16 protein-coding genes are annotated in these 19,519 nt (G+C 32.3%); 12 read left to right on the top strand and 4 right to left on the bottom strand.

Annotated elements, in window-relative coordinates; genetic code table 11:
- Window positions 1-96: 96 nt before the first annotated feature.
- Both U5A88_RS08660 and U5A88_RS08655 read right to left on the bottom strand, forming a co-directional pair.
- On the bottom strand, window positions 97-909 hold the full coding sequence (locus U5A88_RS08660) for a lysophospholipid acyltransferase family protein (protein ID WP_354205579.1): 813 nt from the start codon (window positions 907-909) through the stop codon (window positions 97-99).
- Window positions 910-1,040: 131 nt separating this feature from the next.
- Complete coding sequence (locus U5A88_RS08655) at window positions 1,041-1,679, bottom strand: NUDIX hydrolase (RefSeq protein ID WP_354205577.1); 639 nt, start codon at window positions 1,677-1,679, stop codon at window positions 1,041-1,043.
- A 98-nt stretch (window positions 1,680-1,777) separates the two neighbouring features.
- Here U5A88_RS08655 and bshA point away from each other — a divergent pair, with 98 nt between their 5' ends.
- Window positions 1,778-2,911, top strand: a complete 1,134-nt coding sequence (gene bshA / locus U5A88_RS08650; RefSeq protein ID WP_354205576.1) for an N-acetyl-alpha-D-glucosaminyl L-malate synthase BshA — start codon at window positions 1,778-1,780, stop codon at window positions 2,909-2,911.
- A gap of 387 nt (window positions 2,912-3,298) precedes the next feature.
- On the opposite strand, the gene U5A88_RS08645 is transcribed toward bshA, so the two are convergent.
- Together U5A88_RS08645 and U5A88_RS08640 are read right to left on the bottom strand one after the other, a co-directional pair.
- Entirely contained in the window at window positions 3,299-5,755 is a 2,457-nt protein-coding gene (locus U5A88_RS08645) for a hypothetical protein (protein ID WP_354205574.1), read from the bottom strand.
- Between the two features lie 99 nt (window positions 5,756-5,854).
- Window positions 5,855-8,539, bottom strand: coding sequence for a putative LPS assembly protein LptD (locus U5A88_RS08640; RefSeq protein WP_354205572.1), 2,685 nt, complete (start codon window positions 8,537-8,539; stop codon window positions 5,855-5,857).
- A 122-nt stretch (window positions 8,540-8,661) separates the two neighbouring features.
- Between U5A88_RS08640 and U5A88_RS08635 the strand changes: the two genes are divergently transcribed.
- From U5A88_RS08635 to U5A88_RS08585, 11 genes are all read left to right on the top strand, one after another.
- Entirely contained in the window at window positions 8,662-9,768 is a 1,107-nt protein-coding gene (locus U5A88_RS08635) for an N-acetylmuramoyl-L-alanine amidase family protein (RefSeq protein ID WP_354205570.1), read from the top strand.
- 70 nt (window positions 9,769-9,838) lie between these two features.
- Window positions 9,839-10,795, top strand: a complete 957-nt coding sequence (locus U5A88_RS08630; protein ID WP_354205568.1) for an MlaD family protein — start codon at window positions 9,839-9,841, stop codon at window positions 10,793-10,795.
- A gap of 313 nt (window positions 10,796-11,108) precedes the next feature.
- Window positions 11,109-12,413 (top strand): (Fe-S)-binding protein, encoded by a 1,305-nt coding sequence (locus U5A88_RS08625; RefSeq protein WP_354205566.1) that lies wholly within the window; start codon window positions 11,109-11,111, stop codon window positions 12,411-12,413.
- A complete protein-coding gene (locus U5A88_RS08620) occupies window positions 12,403-12,846 on the top strand; it encodes an LNS2 domain-containing protein (RefSeq protein WP_354205564.1) in 444 nt (147 codons plus the stop codon). Before U5A88_RS08625 ends, U5A88_RS08620 begins: the two co-directional genes overlap by 11 nt.
- Window positions 12,847-12,897: 51 nt before the next feature.
- On the top strand, window positions 12,898-13,677 hold the full coding sequence (locus tag U5A88_RS08615) for a (Fe-S)-binding protein (RefSeq protein WP_354205562.1): 780 nt from the start codon (window positions 12,898-12,900) through the stop codon (window positions 13,675-13,677).
- Between the two features lie 18 nt (window positions 13,678-13,695).
- Window positions 13,696-14,298 (top strand): SPOR domain-containing protein, encoded by a 603-nt coding sequence (locus U5A88_RS08610; RefSeq protein ID WP_354205560.1) that lies wholly within the window; start codon window positions 13,696-13,698, stop codon window positions 14,296-14,298.
- Window positions 14,299-14,326: 28 nt separating this feature from the next.
- Window positions 14,327-15,268 carry a 1,4-dihydroxy-2-naphthoate polyprenyltransferase gene (locus U5A88_RS08605; protein WP_354205558.1) on the top strand — a complete coding sequence of 314 codons (942 nt, stop codon included), beginning with the start codon at window positions 14,327-14,329 and terminating at the stop codon, window positions 15,266-15,268.
- A gap of 58 nt (window positions 15,269-15,326) precedes the next feature.
- The gene (locus U5A88_RS08600; RefSeq protein ID WP_354205556.1) at window positions 15,327-15,713 is read left to right on the top strand and encodes a hypothetical protein; all 387 of its coding nucleotides are present in this window, start codon (window positions 15,327-15,329) and stop codon (window positions 15,711-15,713) included.
- A gap of 137 nt (window positions 15,714-15,850) precedes the next feature.
- Window positions 15,851-16,693 (top strand): hypothetical protein, encoded by an 843-nt coding sequence (locus U5A88_RS08595; protein ID WP_354205554.1) that lies wholly within the window; start codon window positions 15,851-15,853, stop codon window positions 16,691-16,693.
- Between the two features lie 76 nt (window positions 16,694-16,769).
- Entirely contained in the window at window positions 16,770-18,767 is a 1,998-nt protein-coding gene (locus U5A88_RS08590) for a TonB-copper family protein (protein ID WP_354205552.1), read from the top strand.
- 52 nt (window positions 18,768-18,819) lie between these two features.
- Window positions 18,820-19,500, top strand: a complete 681-nt coding sequence (locus U5A88_RS08585; RefSeq protein WP_354205550.1) for a metal-dependent hydrolase — start codon at window positions 18,820-18,822, stop codon at window positions 19,498-19,500.
- Window positions 19,501-19,519 lie beyond the last annotated feature (19 nt).

Below are 19,519 nucleotides of genomic sequence, written 5' to 3'. Positions count from 1 at the left end.
TAAATTAAAATAGTAAAATCTATAAGATTTTACTAGATTTACAATTGAAGTTTCGGGTTTTTAGTAAATCCGAAACTTTTTATTTTGTAAAGTGCATTAAGATGATTTCCAAAATTTTCTTTTTTTATCGAGTTCGGCTTCTTGTTTGGCGTATTCCTCTGGTGTCAGTACTTTTAAAAACGAAGGATGTTGCTCAATAGCATACTCTAATTTTTCAACAATTTCTGCAATAGTATCGTTTTCGTAATTAATTTCCATTGGTGGCTTTATCACCATAGATTGTAAAATGTTTCGTTTTTTAAGTTGTAAGCCCGTTTTGTCATAAGCTCTTCTAAATCCGTCAATAACAATAGGTATAACAATAGGTTTGGCTTCTTTTATGATAAAAGCTGTGCCCCGTCTTATCGGTTTAAAAGGCGTTGTGGTGCCTTGTGGAAACGTAATTACCCAACCATCGTTAAGGGCTTTTTCAATATTGCTAATGTCCGACATTTTTACCTGTCGTTTAACATCTTTTCCTTTACTTCTCCATGTACGTTCTATGGAAATTGAACCTGTATAAGCAAATATTTTTGGTAAGATACCAGACTTCATGGTCTCTAATGCGGCAACATAATAGATGTTTAATTTGGGTTGCCAAATATATCCGACATTTTTAATGGAGTCATCTCTGCCGCTTAGCGAGGCATTGAAAACATGTAGCATAGCCGCTACATCTGCAAAATAAGTTTGATGGTTGGAAACAAATAAAACATTTTTATCGGGTAAATTTCGAAGAATTTCTGAACCTTCAATTTCTAGTTTATTGAAACCCTGATAACGTCCGTGAGATATTAATCCAAGTATTCGTATCAAGAACTTTTTTAGAAATAAAGCATTACCAAAAGGATCTTGTTTGTATAATTTCATCTGTTAATTGTTATTATTTTTTAAAGGACAGATGGAATACAATTATTAACATTTCTTTTGTAATCAAAATTTTGACTATTGTATTTCATTAAGATTCCATAGGCTGTTGAAAATCAAATTTACAAAAGAAATTACGAATTAATACATTTAACCAAATCTTTAATCTCGCTCAAAATCATCGCGGTTGCTCCCCAAACTATGTAACCATTTAGTTTAAAGCAAGGTACGTCTATATTTTTCATATAAGATGTAGTCAAATTTTTTGTACTTAAAGAGTTGTCATCAATTAAGTCGCTTACTAAAACCTCAATTATAGATTCTACTTCGTAATTTTTTATAAAATAGGGAGTTTTGTCTGTATAACCTACAAAAGGATATACCCAAAAATTGCTTGGAGGTATATAGGTTTTTGATAATTCTCTTATAACCGTAACGTTATCTTTATCAACACCAACTTCTTCTTCGGTTTCTCTTAAGGCAGTGTAGATTAAACCCCTATCATTTTTATCTTTCTTACCTCCTGGAAAACTGATTTGAGCGGAATGTACCCCTTTATAATTCGATCTTTCTGTCATTAAAACTCTAGTGCTATAATTACTATCAGGATAGAATAAAGCTAATACTGCTGATTCTCTTGGGTTTTTATCTTTAATGTCTTTTAACGAGAATTGTTTTCTTAATTCAGGAGCCATTTTAAATTGTGATTCCTGTCCACCTAAAGGCATTTTCTGTAGTTTATTTATTTGTGTTAAAAAGGAGTTGAAGTCCATTAAAATTTTTAGTTTTACAAAGAAATTAATTCAAAATTACAATTAATTATTCTGAAAGAATTCGAAAACGTCTTCGACTTAAGAAATAAATAGATTTTATGAAAATAGGCATAGTGTGTTACCCTACCTACGGAGGTAGTGGAGTAGTGGCAACCGAGTTAGGTATAGCATTGGCTAAAAAGGGACATGAAGTCCATTTTATTACTTATAATCAACCTGTTCGGTTAAATGCATTGTCTAGTAATATTCATTTTCACGAAGTGTTTGTAGAAGAATATCCGCTGTTTCATTATCAACCTTACGAATTGGCTTTGTCCAGCAAATTGGTAGCTATGGTAAAGCTACATGGTATTGAATTATTGCACGTACACTATGCCATACCACATGCGTATGCCGCCTATATGGCAAAACAAATGTTAAAAGCTGACGGCATTGATATTCCTTTTGTAACCACCCTTCACGGAACGGATATCACTCTTGTCGGAAGTCATCCTAATTATAAAAAAGCGGTTGAATTTAGTATTAATAATTCTGATGCAGTAACTGTGGTTTCTGAGAGTTTAAAAAAGGATACCTTACGATTATTCAATATTAAGAAGGACATTAAGGTAATTTATAATTTTATTGATTTTGAAAAATACGATGCCTTGGAAAAAGAACCTTGTTTAAGAGGTAACCTAGCAAATGAGGACGAACGTATTATTACCCATATCAGTAATTTTAGACCTGTAAAAAGGATACAAGATGTTATTGAAGTTTTTTACAAAACGCAGCAAAAAGTTAAATCACAATTATTAATGGTTGGTGATGGTCCTGAACGGGATAGTGCTGAAAAAAAAGTAATGGAGTTAGGTATTGCTGATCATGTTAAATTTTTGGGTAACAGTGTAGAGTTAGCAAAAATATTGTGCCTGACGGATTTATTTTTATTACCATCTCAAACAGAGAGTTTTGGTTTAGCGGCATTAGAGGCTATGGCAGCTAAAACACCAGTAATTTCTTCAAATTCTGGAGGGTTACCAGAAGTAAATATAGATGGCAAGACAGGTTTTTTAAATAATGTTGGTGATACTGAAGCTATGGCTAAAAATGCCATTTACCTTTTAGAAGATGATAAGCGGTTAGGTGAATTTAAAAACAATGCGTATCAATTTGCAAAACGTTTTACCATTGATAAAATATTGCCTCAATACGAAGACGTTTACAGAACGGTTAAGGAAGGGTGTTGTTAAATAGATTTTAGATGTAACAAGAAAAAACAATGAATAAACAAATAATAGCGGTTTTATTGAATGTTATACTTTCTCTAATTGTTTTTACTTTAATTTGGTTTTTATTAAAACGTGTATTCAAAATTGAATCGAATATTGTGGTTATAATAACCACGATTATTCTAACCAAGTTAATTTGTCCAACCATTACTGCTTTCAAAACACAGCGTGGAGAATAGCTTCAGCTCAAATCTATTCTTAGTAGAAAAGTTTATATAATAAGTGATAAGAGATAGGCTTTTGTAAATACGCTTCTTAAGCGATTTAGATGGTAATGCTTACAATTTAAAACTAAATATTTGCCTGTTTAACCCCAATCATAAATTATGAATAGAGTTGTAAGTTAACTCAATTTGCTGGTAAATTTAAAGTACTTTCAACTTTTATTAATTTACCATCCATTGAAATTCCTTCTAACACTACCCGATATGGTGATATTGCATCTGAGGTATAAAAAGAAATACTAGTTTTATTGTGTTCGTCTAATCTAATTGTAGGATTCCAATATATAGTTGGCCGATAATCAAATTTAGCATCTTCCTTTTGTTGGGTTTTATAAACTGGTTCATAGAATTTTTTTGAAGTATACCCTGGGTTCTCAAAACTAACAATACCCCTTTTTTTATAGCTTTCATTAGTATTTGATGGTTCGGAACCATCTTTAGTATACACGGCTATTACGCCATTGCCTCCTCGTAACCCAAATATTACAGTTCTAGGACCAACTAATATATCAATAAAATCAATATCAGAAAAAGCAAAATTTTCAATATCATCCACAGGATAGCCATCTAAAAGGTACAGAGGCTTATTATTTGCCAGTGAACTGGATCCTCTTAAGGTGCCATCCGATCTATATCCAGGCACTCTACCGATAAGTGCTGTAAGCCAATTATTGGGTGGCACTCCTTTTATATCCTTTACATCTACAGTATATGATGGGTTTTTTAATAATTCTGTTCGTTTCTTATTAAAGTAGCTATTTCTATCAAAGACCTCTGCTTCAAGAACTACTTCATCTAATTTAACTCTGTCTTTTTGCATTTTATATAATGCTTCAAGATACTCTGTAGCTATAATTTTGTTAGTTATTTTCTCCGCTTTTTTTGAAAAACCTTCTATATGCTGTTTTTGTTTTAAAGTAATTTTTGGAGCCATAAACGAATCCATTTCTATGTGAAAATTCATAGCTGGACTTTTGGCTCTTTTTGTTTGTTTTGTATTTTGTATTTTTTTTGCTTGTATAATAATAGCAGTTGAATCTAAAAAATTTAAGTTACTAAAAACAAACTTTCCATTGAGGTCGGTCACCACTGTTTCATGTACAAATTCTTCACTATTCTTGTACGTAAGTGAAACTTCAGCAGTAGCTGATTTTTTATGATTGAAAAACTTTTTGACTTGTCCACTTAAATTAATACCAGTTTCAGCGAGAAAGGTTGGTTTTGACGGTTTGCTTAACGTATCATTAATTATAAATTTTCTCCACCCTTGAGTCATCATCAATATATCTAGATTTTTTTTCCTTTTGAGGTCATCCGAATAAAAATAATAACCAGGTTGTTCAATGTTACCTTTAAGCTCTGAGCTAAGCAAAAGCTGTGATTTTATGTCTAATCCGTACGGATTTGTTTCTACGGCCGACATATCTGTAACCGCTATTGACATGTTGGTTAGCGTTTTGGGTTGTTGTATAGAGTCTAAATAGATTTCTAATTCCACTAATTCTCGTTTTCCATATTCTTGCTTAGAAGGTTTAACATTTATAGCAACATTGGCCTTGTCCGTTTCATAAAACGACAACCGTTCACATAATGGTTTCTTATTATCAAATAGTGTAAATTGAACTATCCCCTGTTCTAGACTGCTTTTAGGCACTTTAATGGCCGCATTGTTTTTACTACCTGCCAATTCAGCCCTAAAAACAACTCCATTTCTTTGCGTGCCTATAAAACTAAAATTATTTAATCCATAATTTAACGAAGACTGCAACGTAACTCTAAAGTCGTTTTCATGTTCGGTTATTTGCATGACTACACCATGGTTTATAGCATTGGGAAGGTTGTAAACTAGTTCAGTCCCTTGGTGGACAATGTTTAGTTTATAGGAATTATCTTGTTTAGGTACAAATTCAAACATACCCATTCCGAACTTAGCCGAATTTAATTTCAATATTCTCTTCCCAGTATTATCTGTAATCGTTCCTTCAATATCAATACCTTCTCCATTTATGTCAATGGCTTTAAATCCTACTCTATTTAAAAAGCCATTTACTAAATCACCCCCTTCAGGAAAAAATTGTATATCGGGTTTTGACATATCTACCACATTAGTACCTGGCACTTTATTGATTGTTCCATCAGGATTTAGTGCTTTTATGTATATTTTTTTTCTAAAAAAATAGGCAGAATTGAAATTCCGCATAAAGTTAGTATAGGCCCTAACAGTATATTCACCAGTTATTAAGTTGGGTGATAATTCAAAATTCCCACGGCCACCACCATCTGTAATTTTAATAGTTTTAGTTTCTAATATCTCATTACTTGGATTTATTAACTCTACATAAACTACATTACTTAACGTTTGAGGAGTATGTGTTTCAGCATTAATTAGATATGTTTTAAACCAGATATCTTCACCTACATAATAGTTGGGTTTATCAAATTGAATGTATATTTTTTCTTTTGGATAGTTGTTGCTATTCTGTTTCGAAAAGGAAGAAAATATGATAAAAAAGAATACTAGTAAAAAATTAGAAAGTACATTTGGTTTAATAGAAAATTGGTAAAAAATTACTTTTTGCATGGTTCTGTTTTTTAACTTACTATAGTTTGCAGAGTAATCCGTCTAAGTTCGCTAAATTTTTTATGAAAACCAAATTTTGAGTGTTGGTTTTGAAACAAATCAAAACAACCTCCTGTCTGGCACTTTACGTTTGTCGTATTTAATATCACTAAGCACAGAAGATTTTATACCAATAAAGAAATAGTAGGTTGTGCTATTGCCAAAAGGGACCCAATTAAAGCTCATACGCCAACTGTCCAAATCACGTTCAAAGCTGAGGTTAGTAAAGGTGATTCCTTTATTTTTAAAGTCGTAACCAGAAGAAAGTCCAACACTCCATTTGGGTGTTAACTCTATATTGCCTGAAAATTGAAGTGAATTACTTGAAATATCATTCTGCCTACGTGAATTAGAATAGCCTACGTTATAACGTAAACTTAATTTCCAAGGTAAAGTTGCTCCGTAAAGTTTGGCTACTTTTGTTTTGCTCTCTTCTTGATCGTCTCGTGTATTTCGGGTAGTTAAATCACTGCCAAAAAGACTATCCTCATCTCCTTCTTGACGACCAGAATTGTTGTTTTTCTCAGCATCAGGGTCCTTTTTTGCAAAAATATCACTTGATATAGAATAACTCGCAGACATATTGGCTTGCGTAAGCCTAAACAAACTGCCGCCGTTGTCTACATTATAGGTATTGATTCTTCTACCGCTTGCACTTAGTGCGTAAGGGTCTAATGTCGCACTTGCATTTAAACTTAGTTTATTATCTAATATTGTGGTTCCTGCACTCATTCTAACTGGGCTCCAATTTAAAGAATCGGCAGCAATATTATAACTTGTGGAGAAATTCAAATTATTCAATAATTTAATCTTTTCAGGTTCTGTTGCTGTGGAATCTTTTGACATTACTTTTGCTTCAAAAGTATTGTTAAGGCTTAGGCCGATGCTGCTGGATAATCCCCTTGAGGGCGAACCATAGATGCCGCCTTCAAAACGGCTGTACTCTCTTAAATCGTCAGGATCTTCACTCTGTTGTACTTCATCATAGAAATAACTAAAATCAGGTCGGTAATTAAAAGAAACCGAAGGACGCATTACATGACGAATAGCTTGTAGCCTTCCCTTTTTAAAATTGAACATTCCATAAAGTGTTGTAGAAGCCGAAACGCCACCAGAATAGGTACGAAAAGAATCAAACTTGTTTATGGTGTCCCGCTCAATTACATCAAGACCTTCATTATAACGCTGTTCAACCGTTTTTAAATACCAAACTTCGTTGTAGTTTACAGAAGGAGATAACGTTATGTATTTTAACGCTTTCATATTAGTACTGGCAGAAATAGTGTGTTTTGCACCAGAACGGGCATCTTTAAACATACCTGGTTTCAAAAATTTATCATCGTCAGTTGAAATTCTATTTTGAGCATCAAAATTATAGCTTAAACCAATGCTTTGAATGGGATTCTTTTTAGCTCCAGACTTAGGAGCAAAAGGATAAATTCTGTCCATACCTATCTGTAAAGAAGGCAAGGTCATTTCAATTTTTTCAGTATTGGTATTTTGGCTATGGCTTAAGCCAATGTTCATGTTGAATGGTGTGCCTACAAACTTTTTATAATAATTTATAGAGGAGTTAAAGGTATTGGTTACACTTTGTCCTATATTAAATTCGTTTAAAGACTCCCTAAAATATTGACTACTACCTAAATTAACAGAAACGGAAAAACGAGAATTAGGAGAGGCTTGCTGTGCTGGGCTATGTGCCCATCTTAAATAAAAATTATTCCGTTTATTAAAATTACTAAATCCGCGTTGTCCGGTAATTAAATTTTCAAAACGCAAGCTAAAATTTCCCGAAAATCGATATCGGACAGCATAATTAGACTCAAATCGCATTCCCCAACTACCATTGGTATAAACATCTCCTAATACGGCTAAATCTACATAATCGTTAATGGCAAAATAATAACCACCATTTTGCAAAAAGAAACCTTGATTGTTGTTCTCGCCCCATGTTGGAATTAAAAAACCTGATACTGATTTTTCTTTATTCAAAGGTACATAAAAGAAGGGTAAAACGGCTGGTGTAGGTACATCTGCTAATTTCAGTTGTGATAGCCCACCTACAATCTTTTTACCGGGAACTAGTTTAATATTTCGGGTAACAATTTCGTAATCTGGTTTTTCTTTAGTAGAAGTGGTAAAATGGGCTCTATCTAAATAAAATACGGAATCGTTTTCGCGTTTGGTAATTTCGCCCCTTACTATTACACCTTCTTGAACCGTTTTGGTGTTGTAGATTATGGCTTTTTCATTCTTAAAATTATAAACCAAAGAGTCTTGTTCACTTTCTTGATCAGCTTGTCTAAATTGCGGTTTTTGAATATATGCACCAGTACTATCAATAATCCCTTTGGCATAAGCCAGATTTTTTTCATAATCAATAGTAATTTTACCTGCTTTTAATTCAATATCCTGATAAAAAATTTCGGCTTCGTTGTATAAAATGGCCTTTTTATTTACAAAATCGTTTTTAATATAATCTGTAGCCTTTTTTAGAATTTTATCATCTAAATATTCTTTAGATTTAAAAGAATCTATTCTTGTAGTATCAATCGGCTTTAGCGAAGCAGCATCAGGAAGTTGAATGGTATCACTAAAAGAAAAACCTTTTAAACCGATAATTTTATTTTTGACCGGTTCAAGCGAATCTCTTTTTTGATTAGTGTTTTGTGCATTTATAGATAGGCAACCTATTCCTAAAAAAAGGAAAACAAAAACTATATACTTAAAATTTGATTGCAATGCTATAAATAGTATTTTTGTAAACGTTAAATTTGGCTTAGTTTTTGAAACTACAAACTTACATATATTTTTTAAGCCCTTTTTGCTAAAGAATAGTTAATAATTAATATTTTAAAAGTGCTATGTTGTTTAAAATAATACTAAAAAAGTATATTTTTTTATTAGTTGTCCTAGTTATAAGTTTTCAATCCTACACGGGCTTTGCTCAAGAGAAATTTAAAGTGGTTATTGATGCTGGACATGGTGGAACTGACCCAGGAAATTTAGGAAACGGCTATTTTGAAAAGGATATTGTATTAAAAATTGCGTTAGAGGTCGGTAAATTATTGGAAGCCGATAAAAGTATTGAAGTAATATATACACGTGATGATGATACTTTTATTGAATTGCACGAAAGAGGAGCAATAGCACAAAAATCAAAAGCAGATTTGTTTGTTTCCATACATTGTGATGCTTTTGGCAAATCAAGTGTTCATGGTGCTGGTACATTTGTATTGGGTCTGCACGAAAATGACAGGAATTTTGAAATAGCAAAAAAAGAGAACTCCGTAATTTTATTGGAAGACAATTACAAGGAAAATTATGGCGGTTTTGACCCTAATTCACCAGAATCTGTTATCGGATTAACGTTAATGCAAGAAGAATATTTAGATCAGAGTTTGGCTTTAGCAAGTTTAATTCAGTCTAATATGGTTAGTGATTTAAAACGAAAAGATAGATTGGTAAAGCAAGCGGGTTTTTTGGTACTTAGAAATACATTTATGCCAAGCGTTTTAGTTGAAACAGGTTTTTTAACCAATAAAACGGAAGGAGCTTACCTGAACTCTAAAAAAGGACAGCAAGAAATGGCAAAGTCAATATACAAAGCCATTAAAACGTATAAAAAACAGTATGATGCAAATGTGGTAGTTGATGTTAAACCCAAAGAGAAACCAAAAAAGGACATTAAACCAAAAACCAGAATTGTTAAAGGTGTAGACTTTAAAGTACAAATTGCGTCAAGTACAAAAAAATTAAAAACTGCGTCGTATAACTTTAAAGGCTTAAAAGGAATTGAACGTGTTAGGGTAGGTGCCCACCATAAATACTACTATGGTAAAACTTCTGATTACAATAAGGTAAAAGAATTTCAAAAAGAAGCAAAATCTAAAGGATATAAAGGGGCTTTTGTTGTAGCCTTTAAAAACGAAAAAAAGATTTCGGTAAAAGATGCACTAACTTCAAAGTAATTAACAGATTTAAAACTTAACTTTCTACTCACGGAAATAATTAGTAATATTGCTACTTATTAAATAACTTATGGCAAAAATCTCTAGAGAATTAAAAACGGGAATTATTGCAGTACTAACCATTGCAGTTTTTATTTGGGGTTTTAATTTTATAAAAGGATCTAACCTTTTTGAGTCGGGTAGAAATTTTTATGTAGAATATGAAAACGTTCAAGGACTTTCTGTGTCAGCACCCGTAACCATTAATGGTTTAAAAGTGGGTGTGGTTAACAAAATTTTTTTTCACCCTAAAAAAGTAGGTGTACTTGTTGTAAATTTTTCTCTGGAGAACGATTTTAAATTTACTAAAAATAGTATTGCCGAAATTTATAGTCCAGATTTTATAAGCGGCAAGTCTATAAAAATTCTTCCAGCTTTTGATGGTAATAATGCAGTTTCTGGTGATACCTTAAACGGAAAGATTGAAATGGGTATTTTAGGAGCAATTAACGATCAAATTGCACCATTACAATCTAAAGTTACCAGTTTTTTAACCAATACAGACACATTGTTGGTTGGCTTTAATGCAATATTTGATCAAAAAACACAAGGTAATTTAAGAGAAGCTATTGCTTCATTAAATACCACATTATCTACCTTTAAATCAGCTTCGAAGTCATTAAATAGTATGCTGGCGGAAAATGGGAAAGTTGATTCTATTTTGACAAATGCTACAACGGCTTCGCACAACTTGGTTAGTTTGACAGATTCGTTGAATCAATCCCAAATAAAACAAACCGTTCAAAGATTACAAGGTACAATTGACAAATTTAATGGCATCTTAGCCACTATTGAAGAAGGAGATGGAACTATCGGTAAATTGTTAAAAGACGAAGGGTTATATGACAACCTTGAAGCAGCTTCAAAAGAAATGGAAGAATTGCTATACGAATTAAAAGTAAACCCAAAACGATTTGTTCATTTTTCATTATTTGGAAAAAAAGCGAAGGCATACAAACCGGAAGAAGAGGAAATTAAAGAGCAATAAGTTTTACTTCTATTTTTTTCGATTAAAAAAGCTTGTCCATTTTTTTACTTAATAGATACTTCAATTTTTTTATCTCAAAAGTTATTAACGTATGGTTAATAACTAATTGGTTGTAAACCAAATATCATAAATATTATTCGTTAGTTTTACTTTGTGTTGAATACATGAGCAATCAATATTTAAAATATTGATATTCAGTACATTAATCTTAAAATTTGGTGTTTTAAGATACCAATGTTATTGAACTTTTGCACTTGTTTTTTTGACATTTTAACCAAAAAACTGAATTATATAAAACAACATTACCACCTAAGTGCAATACATCCCTAACATATTATTTGCCATTTTATTAATTATTGGGATTGGTTTTTTTACTAAAAACATAAAGAAACTAATTCGTAATATTAAATTAGGTAAAGCTGTTGATAGGACAGATAATCCAAGTTTACGCCTAAAGAATATGATAAATATTGCCTTAGGGCAATCTAAAATGGTCAGACGCCCTATATCGGGTTTACTTCATGTTATAGTTTATGTTGGTTTTATCATCATCAATATAGAAGTATTAGAAATTATTATTGATGGACTTTTCGGTACGCACAGAGTGTTGTCCTTTTTAGGCGGTTTTTATGGTTTTTTAATTGGAAGTTTTGAGGTTTTAGCTGTTCTGGTTTTGATTTCGGTTATTATTTTTTGGATTCGCAGAATGGTACTTCGTATTCCCAGATTCTGGAATAAAGAAATGAAAGGCTTCCCTAAAAACGATGCCTTGTACATTTTGTATTTCGAAATGGTATTAATGGTTCTGTTTTTAATCATGAATGCTACAGATACAACTTTTCAACAAGCCAATTCGGGTAATACAATTAGTCAATTTATAGCACCTTGGTTTAGCGGCATCAATCCAGAAACGCTTCATATTATTGAGCGAACTGCTTGGTGGTTGCATATAGCGGGTATTTTGGTGTTCTTAAATTATCTATATTATTCTAAGCATTTACATATTCTATTGGCTTTTCCAAATACGTACTACGCAAATTTGAATCCTTTAGGAAAATTTGATAACTTACAATCGGTTACAGACGAGGTTAAAATGATGTTAGATCCGAGTGCAGATCCTTATGCTGCTCCTGCCGAAAGTGATACCGATAGTATGCCAGAAAAATTCGGAGCTGAAGATGTTTTTGATTTGAATTGGGTACAATTAATGAATGCTTATACGTGTACTGAATGTGGTAGATGTACATCTGTTTGTCCTGCTAATATTACAGGGAAAGAGTTATCGCCAAGAGCGATTATGATGAAAACGAGAGATAGAGCAGAAGAAGTAGGGAAAAATATTGATGTAAATGGTGAGTTTAAATCAGACGATAAGAATTTATTTACTACAATTTCTAATGAAGAATTGTGGGCATGTACTAGTTGTAATGCATGTGTAGAGGAATGCCCTGTAAATATAGATCCTTTATCCATAATTATGGATATGCGACGATTTTTAGTAATGGAAAAATCAGCTGCACCTCAAGAATTGAATATGATGATGACCAATATAGAAAATAACGCTGCACCATGGCAGTATAACCAATTAGATAGATTAAACTGGAAAAATGAAGAGTAAATTTGACAAAGAACTACACGAATTAAGAGACAAAGAAGGCAATTTGTTAAGCCCTGAATTACCAAAGGGAGTTAAAAATTACCTTATTGATATAGATGGGACTGTTTGTGATGACATACCGAATGAAGAACCTGAACGTATGCTTACTGCCGAGGTATATCCTGATGCGTTAGACACATTGAATAGATGGTATGACGAGGGTCATATTATCTGTTTTTTCACATCAAGAACAGAAGAGCATAGAGATTACACGGAAAGATGGTTAGCTGCTAATGGTTTTAAATACCATAGTTTATTAATGGGCAAACCAAGAGGTGGTAATTACCATTGGATTGATAATCATTTGGTTAAAGCAACACGATATAGAGGTAAATTTACAGACTTAATAGAAAAAGAAGTTACCATTCAAGTATTTGACGACGGTAAACATTAAGTAACCTTGTAGTATTAAAAGAATAATTTAAGTAACTCTAAATTCATAATTATGAATGTACCTACCATGGCTGAACTGACAGCTCAAGGCAAACAACCCGAAGTTTTATTTTGGGTAGGTTGTGCTGGTAGTTTTGATGATAAAGCAAAAAAAATAACCAAAGCTTTTGTTAAAATATTAAACAAGGCTGAAGTTAATTTTGCTGTGCTAGGTACTGAAGAAGGTTGTACTGGTGATCCTGCTAAACGTGCAGGAAACGAGTTTCTTTTCCAGATGCAAGCCATGACCAATATTGAGGTTATGAACGCTTATGAAATCAAAAAGGTAGTAACCGCGTGTCCGCATTGCTTTAATACCATTAAAAATGAATATCCTCAATTGGGTGGCAATTACGAAGTAATGCACCATACTCAATTTTTAAAATCGTTATTAAACGAAGGTAAGCTCACAATAGAAGGTGGTTCATATAAAGGAAAACGTATTACTTTTCATGATCCGTGTTATTTGGGTAGGGCAAATGATGTTTATGAAGCCCCAAGAGAACTTATTAAAAAGTTAGAAGTTGAATTGGTTGAGATGAAACGATGCAAGCGTAATGGTTTGTGTTGTGGAGCTGGTGGAGCTCAAATGTTTAAAGAACCCGAAAAAGGAAATAAAGACATTAATGTTGAACGAACAGAAGAAGCGTTGGAAATAAAACCAGATATTATTGCAACTGGATGCCCTTTTTGTAATACCATGATGACCGATGGAGTTAAAAATAAAGAGAAAGAAAACGATATAAAAGTATTGGATATTGTAGAACTTATTGCAAATGCCCAAGATCTATAATTAAAAATATACCATAGTATGCCATATATTAAAGATAAAAATTTAGTTAATATTTATGAGGAGGTAGATAAGGCCAACCAAACCATAAATAAATTAAATAAACTACTCAAAGAGGAGGAAGAAAATAACTCTATTTTAAGAAAACACAGAATTATTTTAGGCATTTTTGGTCTTTTGACGTTAATACTATTCTTGTGGTCATTTTTACCTAAATCCGATAAAATCGATAATAAATATTTAATAAAAAACAATTTATCTATAATTAACAATGATACATTACATCAATTGAGGGAGGCTAAAAAAGTGGCAATTGAGGTAAAAAGAAATGCCCAAGGTATAGTGGGGGAAACTATAGTTTACAGTATACAAATTGGTGCGTTTACCAATTTCAAAGCAAAGTTGTTTTCGGATGATTTAGCTCATATGAAAGAGTTCGAAGAGGGTGGCTTAAACAAATATGCCATTGGTAATTTTGTTACCTATGCAGAAGCTTTGGTCCTAAAAGAAGATTTAAGAAGATTAGGTTTTGCCGATTGTTTTATTATAGCTCAGTCTTATGGTGATCCTGTCAATATCAGAGAAGCTTTGGAATTAAGTGAAGAAACTCAGTATCTAAAATAAGTAGAGAACAAAATTTTGTTTTTTATTATTGAAAACTACAAAAAGAAAATCTAAAACCTTGATTTCTAAAACTAAAACTAAAGCTTTTATAAAAGCCGCTCGTTTGCGTACCTTACCTTTGTCTGTATCTGGAATATTGCTAGGTAGTTTTTTGGCATATTCTAGTGGGTGTTTTAATTGGGTAATTTGTATTCTGGCACTATTAACTACAATTGGGTTTCAAGTATTATCTAATTTTGCTAATGATTATGGAGATGGTGTAAAAGGCACTGATAATTTAGATAGAATCGGTCCAGAAAGAGCATTGCAGAGTGGTGTAATTTCACCAAATGAAATGCTTAACGCTATAAAATTTACTGGAGTCATTACTTTTTTGGTAGCAGTAATTTTACTTTATTTAGCATTCGGAAAAGAAAATCTTAACTATTTTTTGCTATTTCTACTATTGGGTTTGGCAAGTATAGCTGCAGCCATTAAATATACTATGGGTAAAAAAGCCTATGGTTATAGTGGATTTGGAGATGTTTTTGTTTTTCTATTTTTTGGCTGGCTAAGTGTAGCAGGTAGTTATTTTTTATATACAAAGCAATTCACTTGGACTGTTTTTCTCCCAGCAACTTCTATTGGCTTGTTAAGCGTTGGTGTATTGAATTTAAATAACCTTCGTGATAGAGTATCAGATGAAAAAGCAAACAAACGAACACTCGTGGTTAAGATAGGAGAGGAGTTTGCAAAATATTATCACTATTATTTATTGATTGCAGCATTTTTACTCGCACTGTTATATACTTCATTTCATTATAATTCTCCAAAACAATTTTTATTTATTATTGCCTTTATACCTATTTTTATTCACCTGAATACGGTTTACAAGAATACAGATACTGCTAAATTAGACCCTGAACTTAAAAAACTCGCCTTGAGTACTTTTTTGTTTGCTATCCTTTTTGGCTTGGGACAAATTTTATGATAAAAGTCATTTTATCCCTTTTTCAACCTGCTTAATTTTGTGGTGTTAAAAGAAATAGGTGAAAATAATATACACATATCTTTTTATCTTTTTGTATGTTGGAGCTTTGTTAAGGCCAATTGTACCAGTAATTGAATATAATCTGAACTATGATTATATAGCCAAAGTGCTATGTGTCAATAAGGAAGAACCTGAGCTGCAATGTAATGGAAAATGTCAACTTGCCAAAGAAATCAAAAAAACTATTCCAATTGACTCAAAAGATGAGCAACCCGCTTTACCTGTTATAGATTTTGACAAATTTCCGATTACTTATCTTAAAATCGATAACCAAAAATTCAAGCTTTATGAATATCCAAAAAACTTGAATTCTTTTTTAAATAAGATAGGCAAAACAAAAGATTATATCACCTCTGTTTTTCAACCTCCCGATTTTTTAGTTTAAATATTCCCGCTTTTATTGCATTAATGTATTTGCAATACTCATAAACTATTTCAAAAAAAGATTGAATACCATTACGCTTGCTTGTTGTTTTTTCGGCAGGGCAAAATCCGTATTCTTAAAACTAAAAAATAAATAAAATGCAACTCTTAAAATATATAATACCAATACTATTAGTAGTTACCATTTCTTGTACTAGTGATGATGATCCTATAGAACCGATAAATGAAATTGAAGGATTGACAAAAGTGCAAGAAATCTCAAACAATATACATACTATTGAGCTTTTTACGGAAAGCGGAAAATTAATGCAAGGTTATAACGATATAACGTTAAGAATTATGAATAAAAACAGTAAAGCGTACATACAAAATGCGAGTATTAATTGGAAACCGATGATGCACATGACGAGTATGATGCACTCTTGTCCTAAGTCATCAATAACTAAAATGGCTGATAAAGAAACGCTTTACAATGGGTTCATCATTTTCCAAATGGCTGAAAATGCTGATGAGAAATGGGATCTGACCTTTAATTATACTATTGATGGTTCAGAATATGAAGCAAAAGCGGGTATCACAGTTCCAGCGACAGAGAAAAAAGTAGTAGCATCATTTATGGGTACTGATGGTGCAAGGTATGTTGTGGCTTTAGTAGCACCAAAAAATCCAGAAGTAAAAGTAAATGATATTGTTGCTGGTATTTATAAGATGGAAAATATGATGACTTTTCCTGAAGTTACCAATTATAAATTAATGCTAGACCCACGTATGCCAAGTATGGGCAATCATTCTTCACCAAATAATGAAGATTTAACCTATGATGCTGCTTCAAAAATGTATAAAGGGAAATTGTCTCTGACCATGACAGGCTATTGGAAACTCAATTTAATGTTGGTTAATAATAATAGTGAAATGCTTAAAGGTGAAGAAGTTACCGATGAAAACGAAAGCAGTAGTTTGTTTTTGGAGCTAGAATTTTAAAAATAGCATATTTAGATTGTCAAACCGATTAGTCAGGTCGGTTTGACAATTATTGCTAGTTATTAAATCAAAGTAGATGAAAAATATAGTAGTAATAGTAAGTTTTTTAGTTTGCAGTGTATTACAATTAACTGCACAAAAAACAGAAGTAGATTCCATTTTACCTGTTAAGCTTGACGAAGTAATTGTAATAGGAAAACTAGGATTGAACAATAGAAAACAAGAAAAACCACTTTCCAGTATTGATAATTATTTAGAAAAATCGAATAGAATATCAATGATAAAAAGAGGAAATTATGCTTGGGAACCTGCAATGAACAACATGGTTTCTGATCGTTTGTCGGTAACTATAGACGGCATGCAAATCTTTGGAGCTTGTACTGATAAAATGGATCCGATCACTTCTTATGTAGATATTTCCAACTTATCAGAAGTGCATGTAAACTCTGGCCAATCAGGAACTGAAAATGGAGCGACTATTGGCGGTGGTATTGACCTAAAATTACAGAAAAGCAGTTTTGAAAAAGAAGAGTTGAACGTGGGTATAGATTTAGGTTCAGAATCGAATTCTAATGCCCAGATAATCAGTTCGGAATTTAATTATGCAGATGAGAAATTAATGTTTAACGTAGATGCTATTTATAGAAAGGCTGAGAATTATGTAGCTGGTGGTGGAGACGAGGTGCCTTTTTCACAGTACGAAAAATTTAATGTTTCAACGGTTGCAGGAGTTAAATTAGGTAAAAATAGTGCCATTACAGGAAGTTTTATTTTTGATAAAGCAAATGATGTGGGTTATCCAGCGTTAACCATGGATGTTTCTTTAGCAAAAGCTTTGATTGCATCGGTGAGCTTTGAGCAAAAAAATATAAGTTCTATTGTAAATAAATGGGAAACAAAGTTATACTATAATACGATAACGCACGTAATGGACGATACCAAAAGACCAGATGTTCCTATTCATATGGACATGCCGGGATGGAGCGATACGTATGGGTTTTATTCAAAGATTAAAGCTGCAAAATCGAAACACAATTTGCTTTTTAATGTAAATGGATATTATAACAAATCATTGGCAGAAATGACTATGTATCCTAACGATCCCACTGAGAATGTAATGTTTATGCTCACATGGCCAGATGTAAGAACGTTGTATTCTGGTATTTATGGCGAAGATAAAATCATCTTAAATGAGAACCGTAATGTAAAAGTATCCGCCAGAGCGGGATTTCAAAATGCTTCTATTTCCGATGATTTTGGATTGAATAGTTTGCGGATTTTTTATCCTGATCTAAAAGACAATAAGTCGCGGTTTTTGATGAACTTTTCATCGGAATACAATTTAAAATTTAAAAAGTTAGAAGTTTCCATTGGTGCTGGTTATGGCCAAAGAGCACCTTCGGTTACCGAGGCATACGGTTTTTATCTATATAACAGTTTTGACAATTATGATTATATAGGAAACCCTTATTTAAAAAATGAAAAATCTATAGAATTAAATTTAGGGGCTGAATCTAAAATCAACCAATTTAAAATTGGAACCGACATCTCATTTTTTTACCTAACAGATTATATCATAGGGAGAATTGCTCCAGACATTGATAAAATGACTATTGGTGCAGATGGTGTCAGAATTTATGAAAATATTGAAAATGCTACAATTTTCAATAGTAATTTAAGTATGGTATATCGTTTTACCAACGCTATAAAAATGGATGGTTCTTTGGGCTATAATTTAGGTAGGGATAATAATGGAGATAACTTGCCTTTAATAAGTCCGATTACGTATGGCACTTCAATAACTTATAAAAAGAATACATTTCAAACAGAAATAAGCATGAACGGAGCTGACAAGCAACATAATTTTAGTGCTTATTACGGAGAAGATAGCACATCTGCATATACAATATTCAATGCAAATGCATCCTATAATTTTTATTTTGGAGGACAGACTTTGTATGTAAAAGCAGGTGTACAAAATTTATTTGACCGTAATTATTCTACTTATACGGATTGGAAAAATATACCAAGAATGGGAAGAAACGTATTTCTGAATGTATCCTATGTTTTGTAATTAATATCTAAGTTTTTGTAAATTGCAAATAATACCTTAAAACCTTTTTATAATGAAAATAACCTATCTCGGTCATGCTTCTTTGCAAATTGAAGCTCATGGAAAAGTAATAATAGTAGATCCATTTATTACAGGTAATGAATTAGCGAAGCATATAGAAATAAACAAGTTGGAAGCTGATTACATTTTATTGACTCATGCTCATGGCGATCATATTTTGGATGTTGAAGCTATTGCAAAAAATACGGGTGCTAGTATCGTTTCAAATTTTGAAATAGTAAACCATTTTGAAGCTAAAGGCATTAAAGGCCACCCTATGAATCATGGCGGTACATGGCAATTTGAATTTGGCAAACTGCATATGGTCAACGCTATACATACCAGTTCTTTTCCCGATGGTAGCTACGGTGGTAATCCTGCAGGGTTTGTATTGGAAACATCTCACCATAAAGTTTATATTGCTGGTGATACGGCATTAACGTATGATATGAAACTCATTCCGATGGTTATAGGTGAGTTGGATTTAGCTGTTTTACCTGTAGGTGATAATTTTACCATGGGTATTGAAAGTGCAATAATAGCTTCTGACTTTGTGGAATGTGATAAAGTTTTAGGTTGTCATTTTGATACTTTTGGCTATATAAAAATCAATCATAAAGAAGCCATAAAAAAGTTTTCAAGTCGCAGTAAAGAACTCATTCTTTTGGATATAGGTAAGAGTATTAAATTATAGGGGTTTACCACTATTAATT

Source organism: Aureibaculum sp. 2308TA14-22, from assembly GCF_040538665.1.
GTDB lineage: Bacteria > Bacteroidota > Bacteroidia > Flavobacteriales > Flavobacteriaceae > Aureibaculum.
The sequence above is the reverse complement of the archived record's forward strand: the minus strand, read 5'-3'. Positions and strand labels throughout refer to the sequence as shown.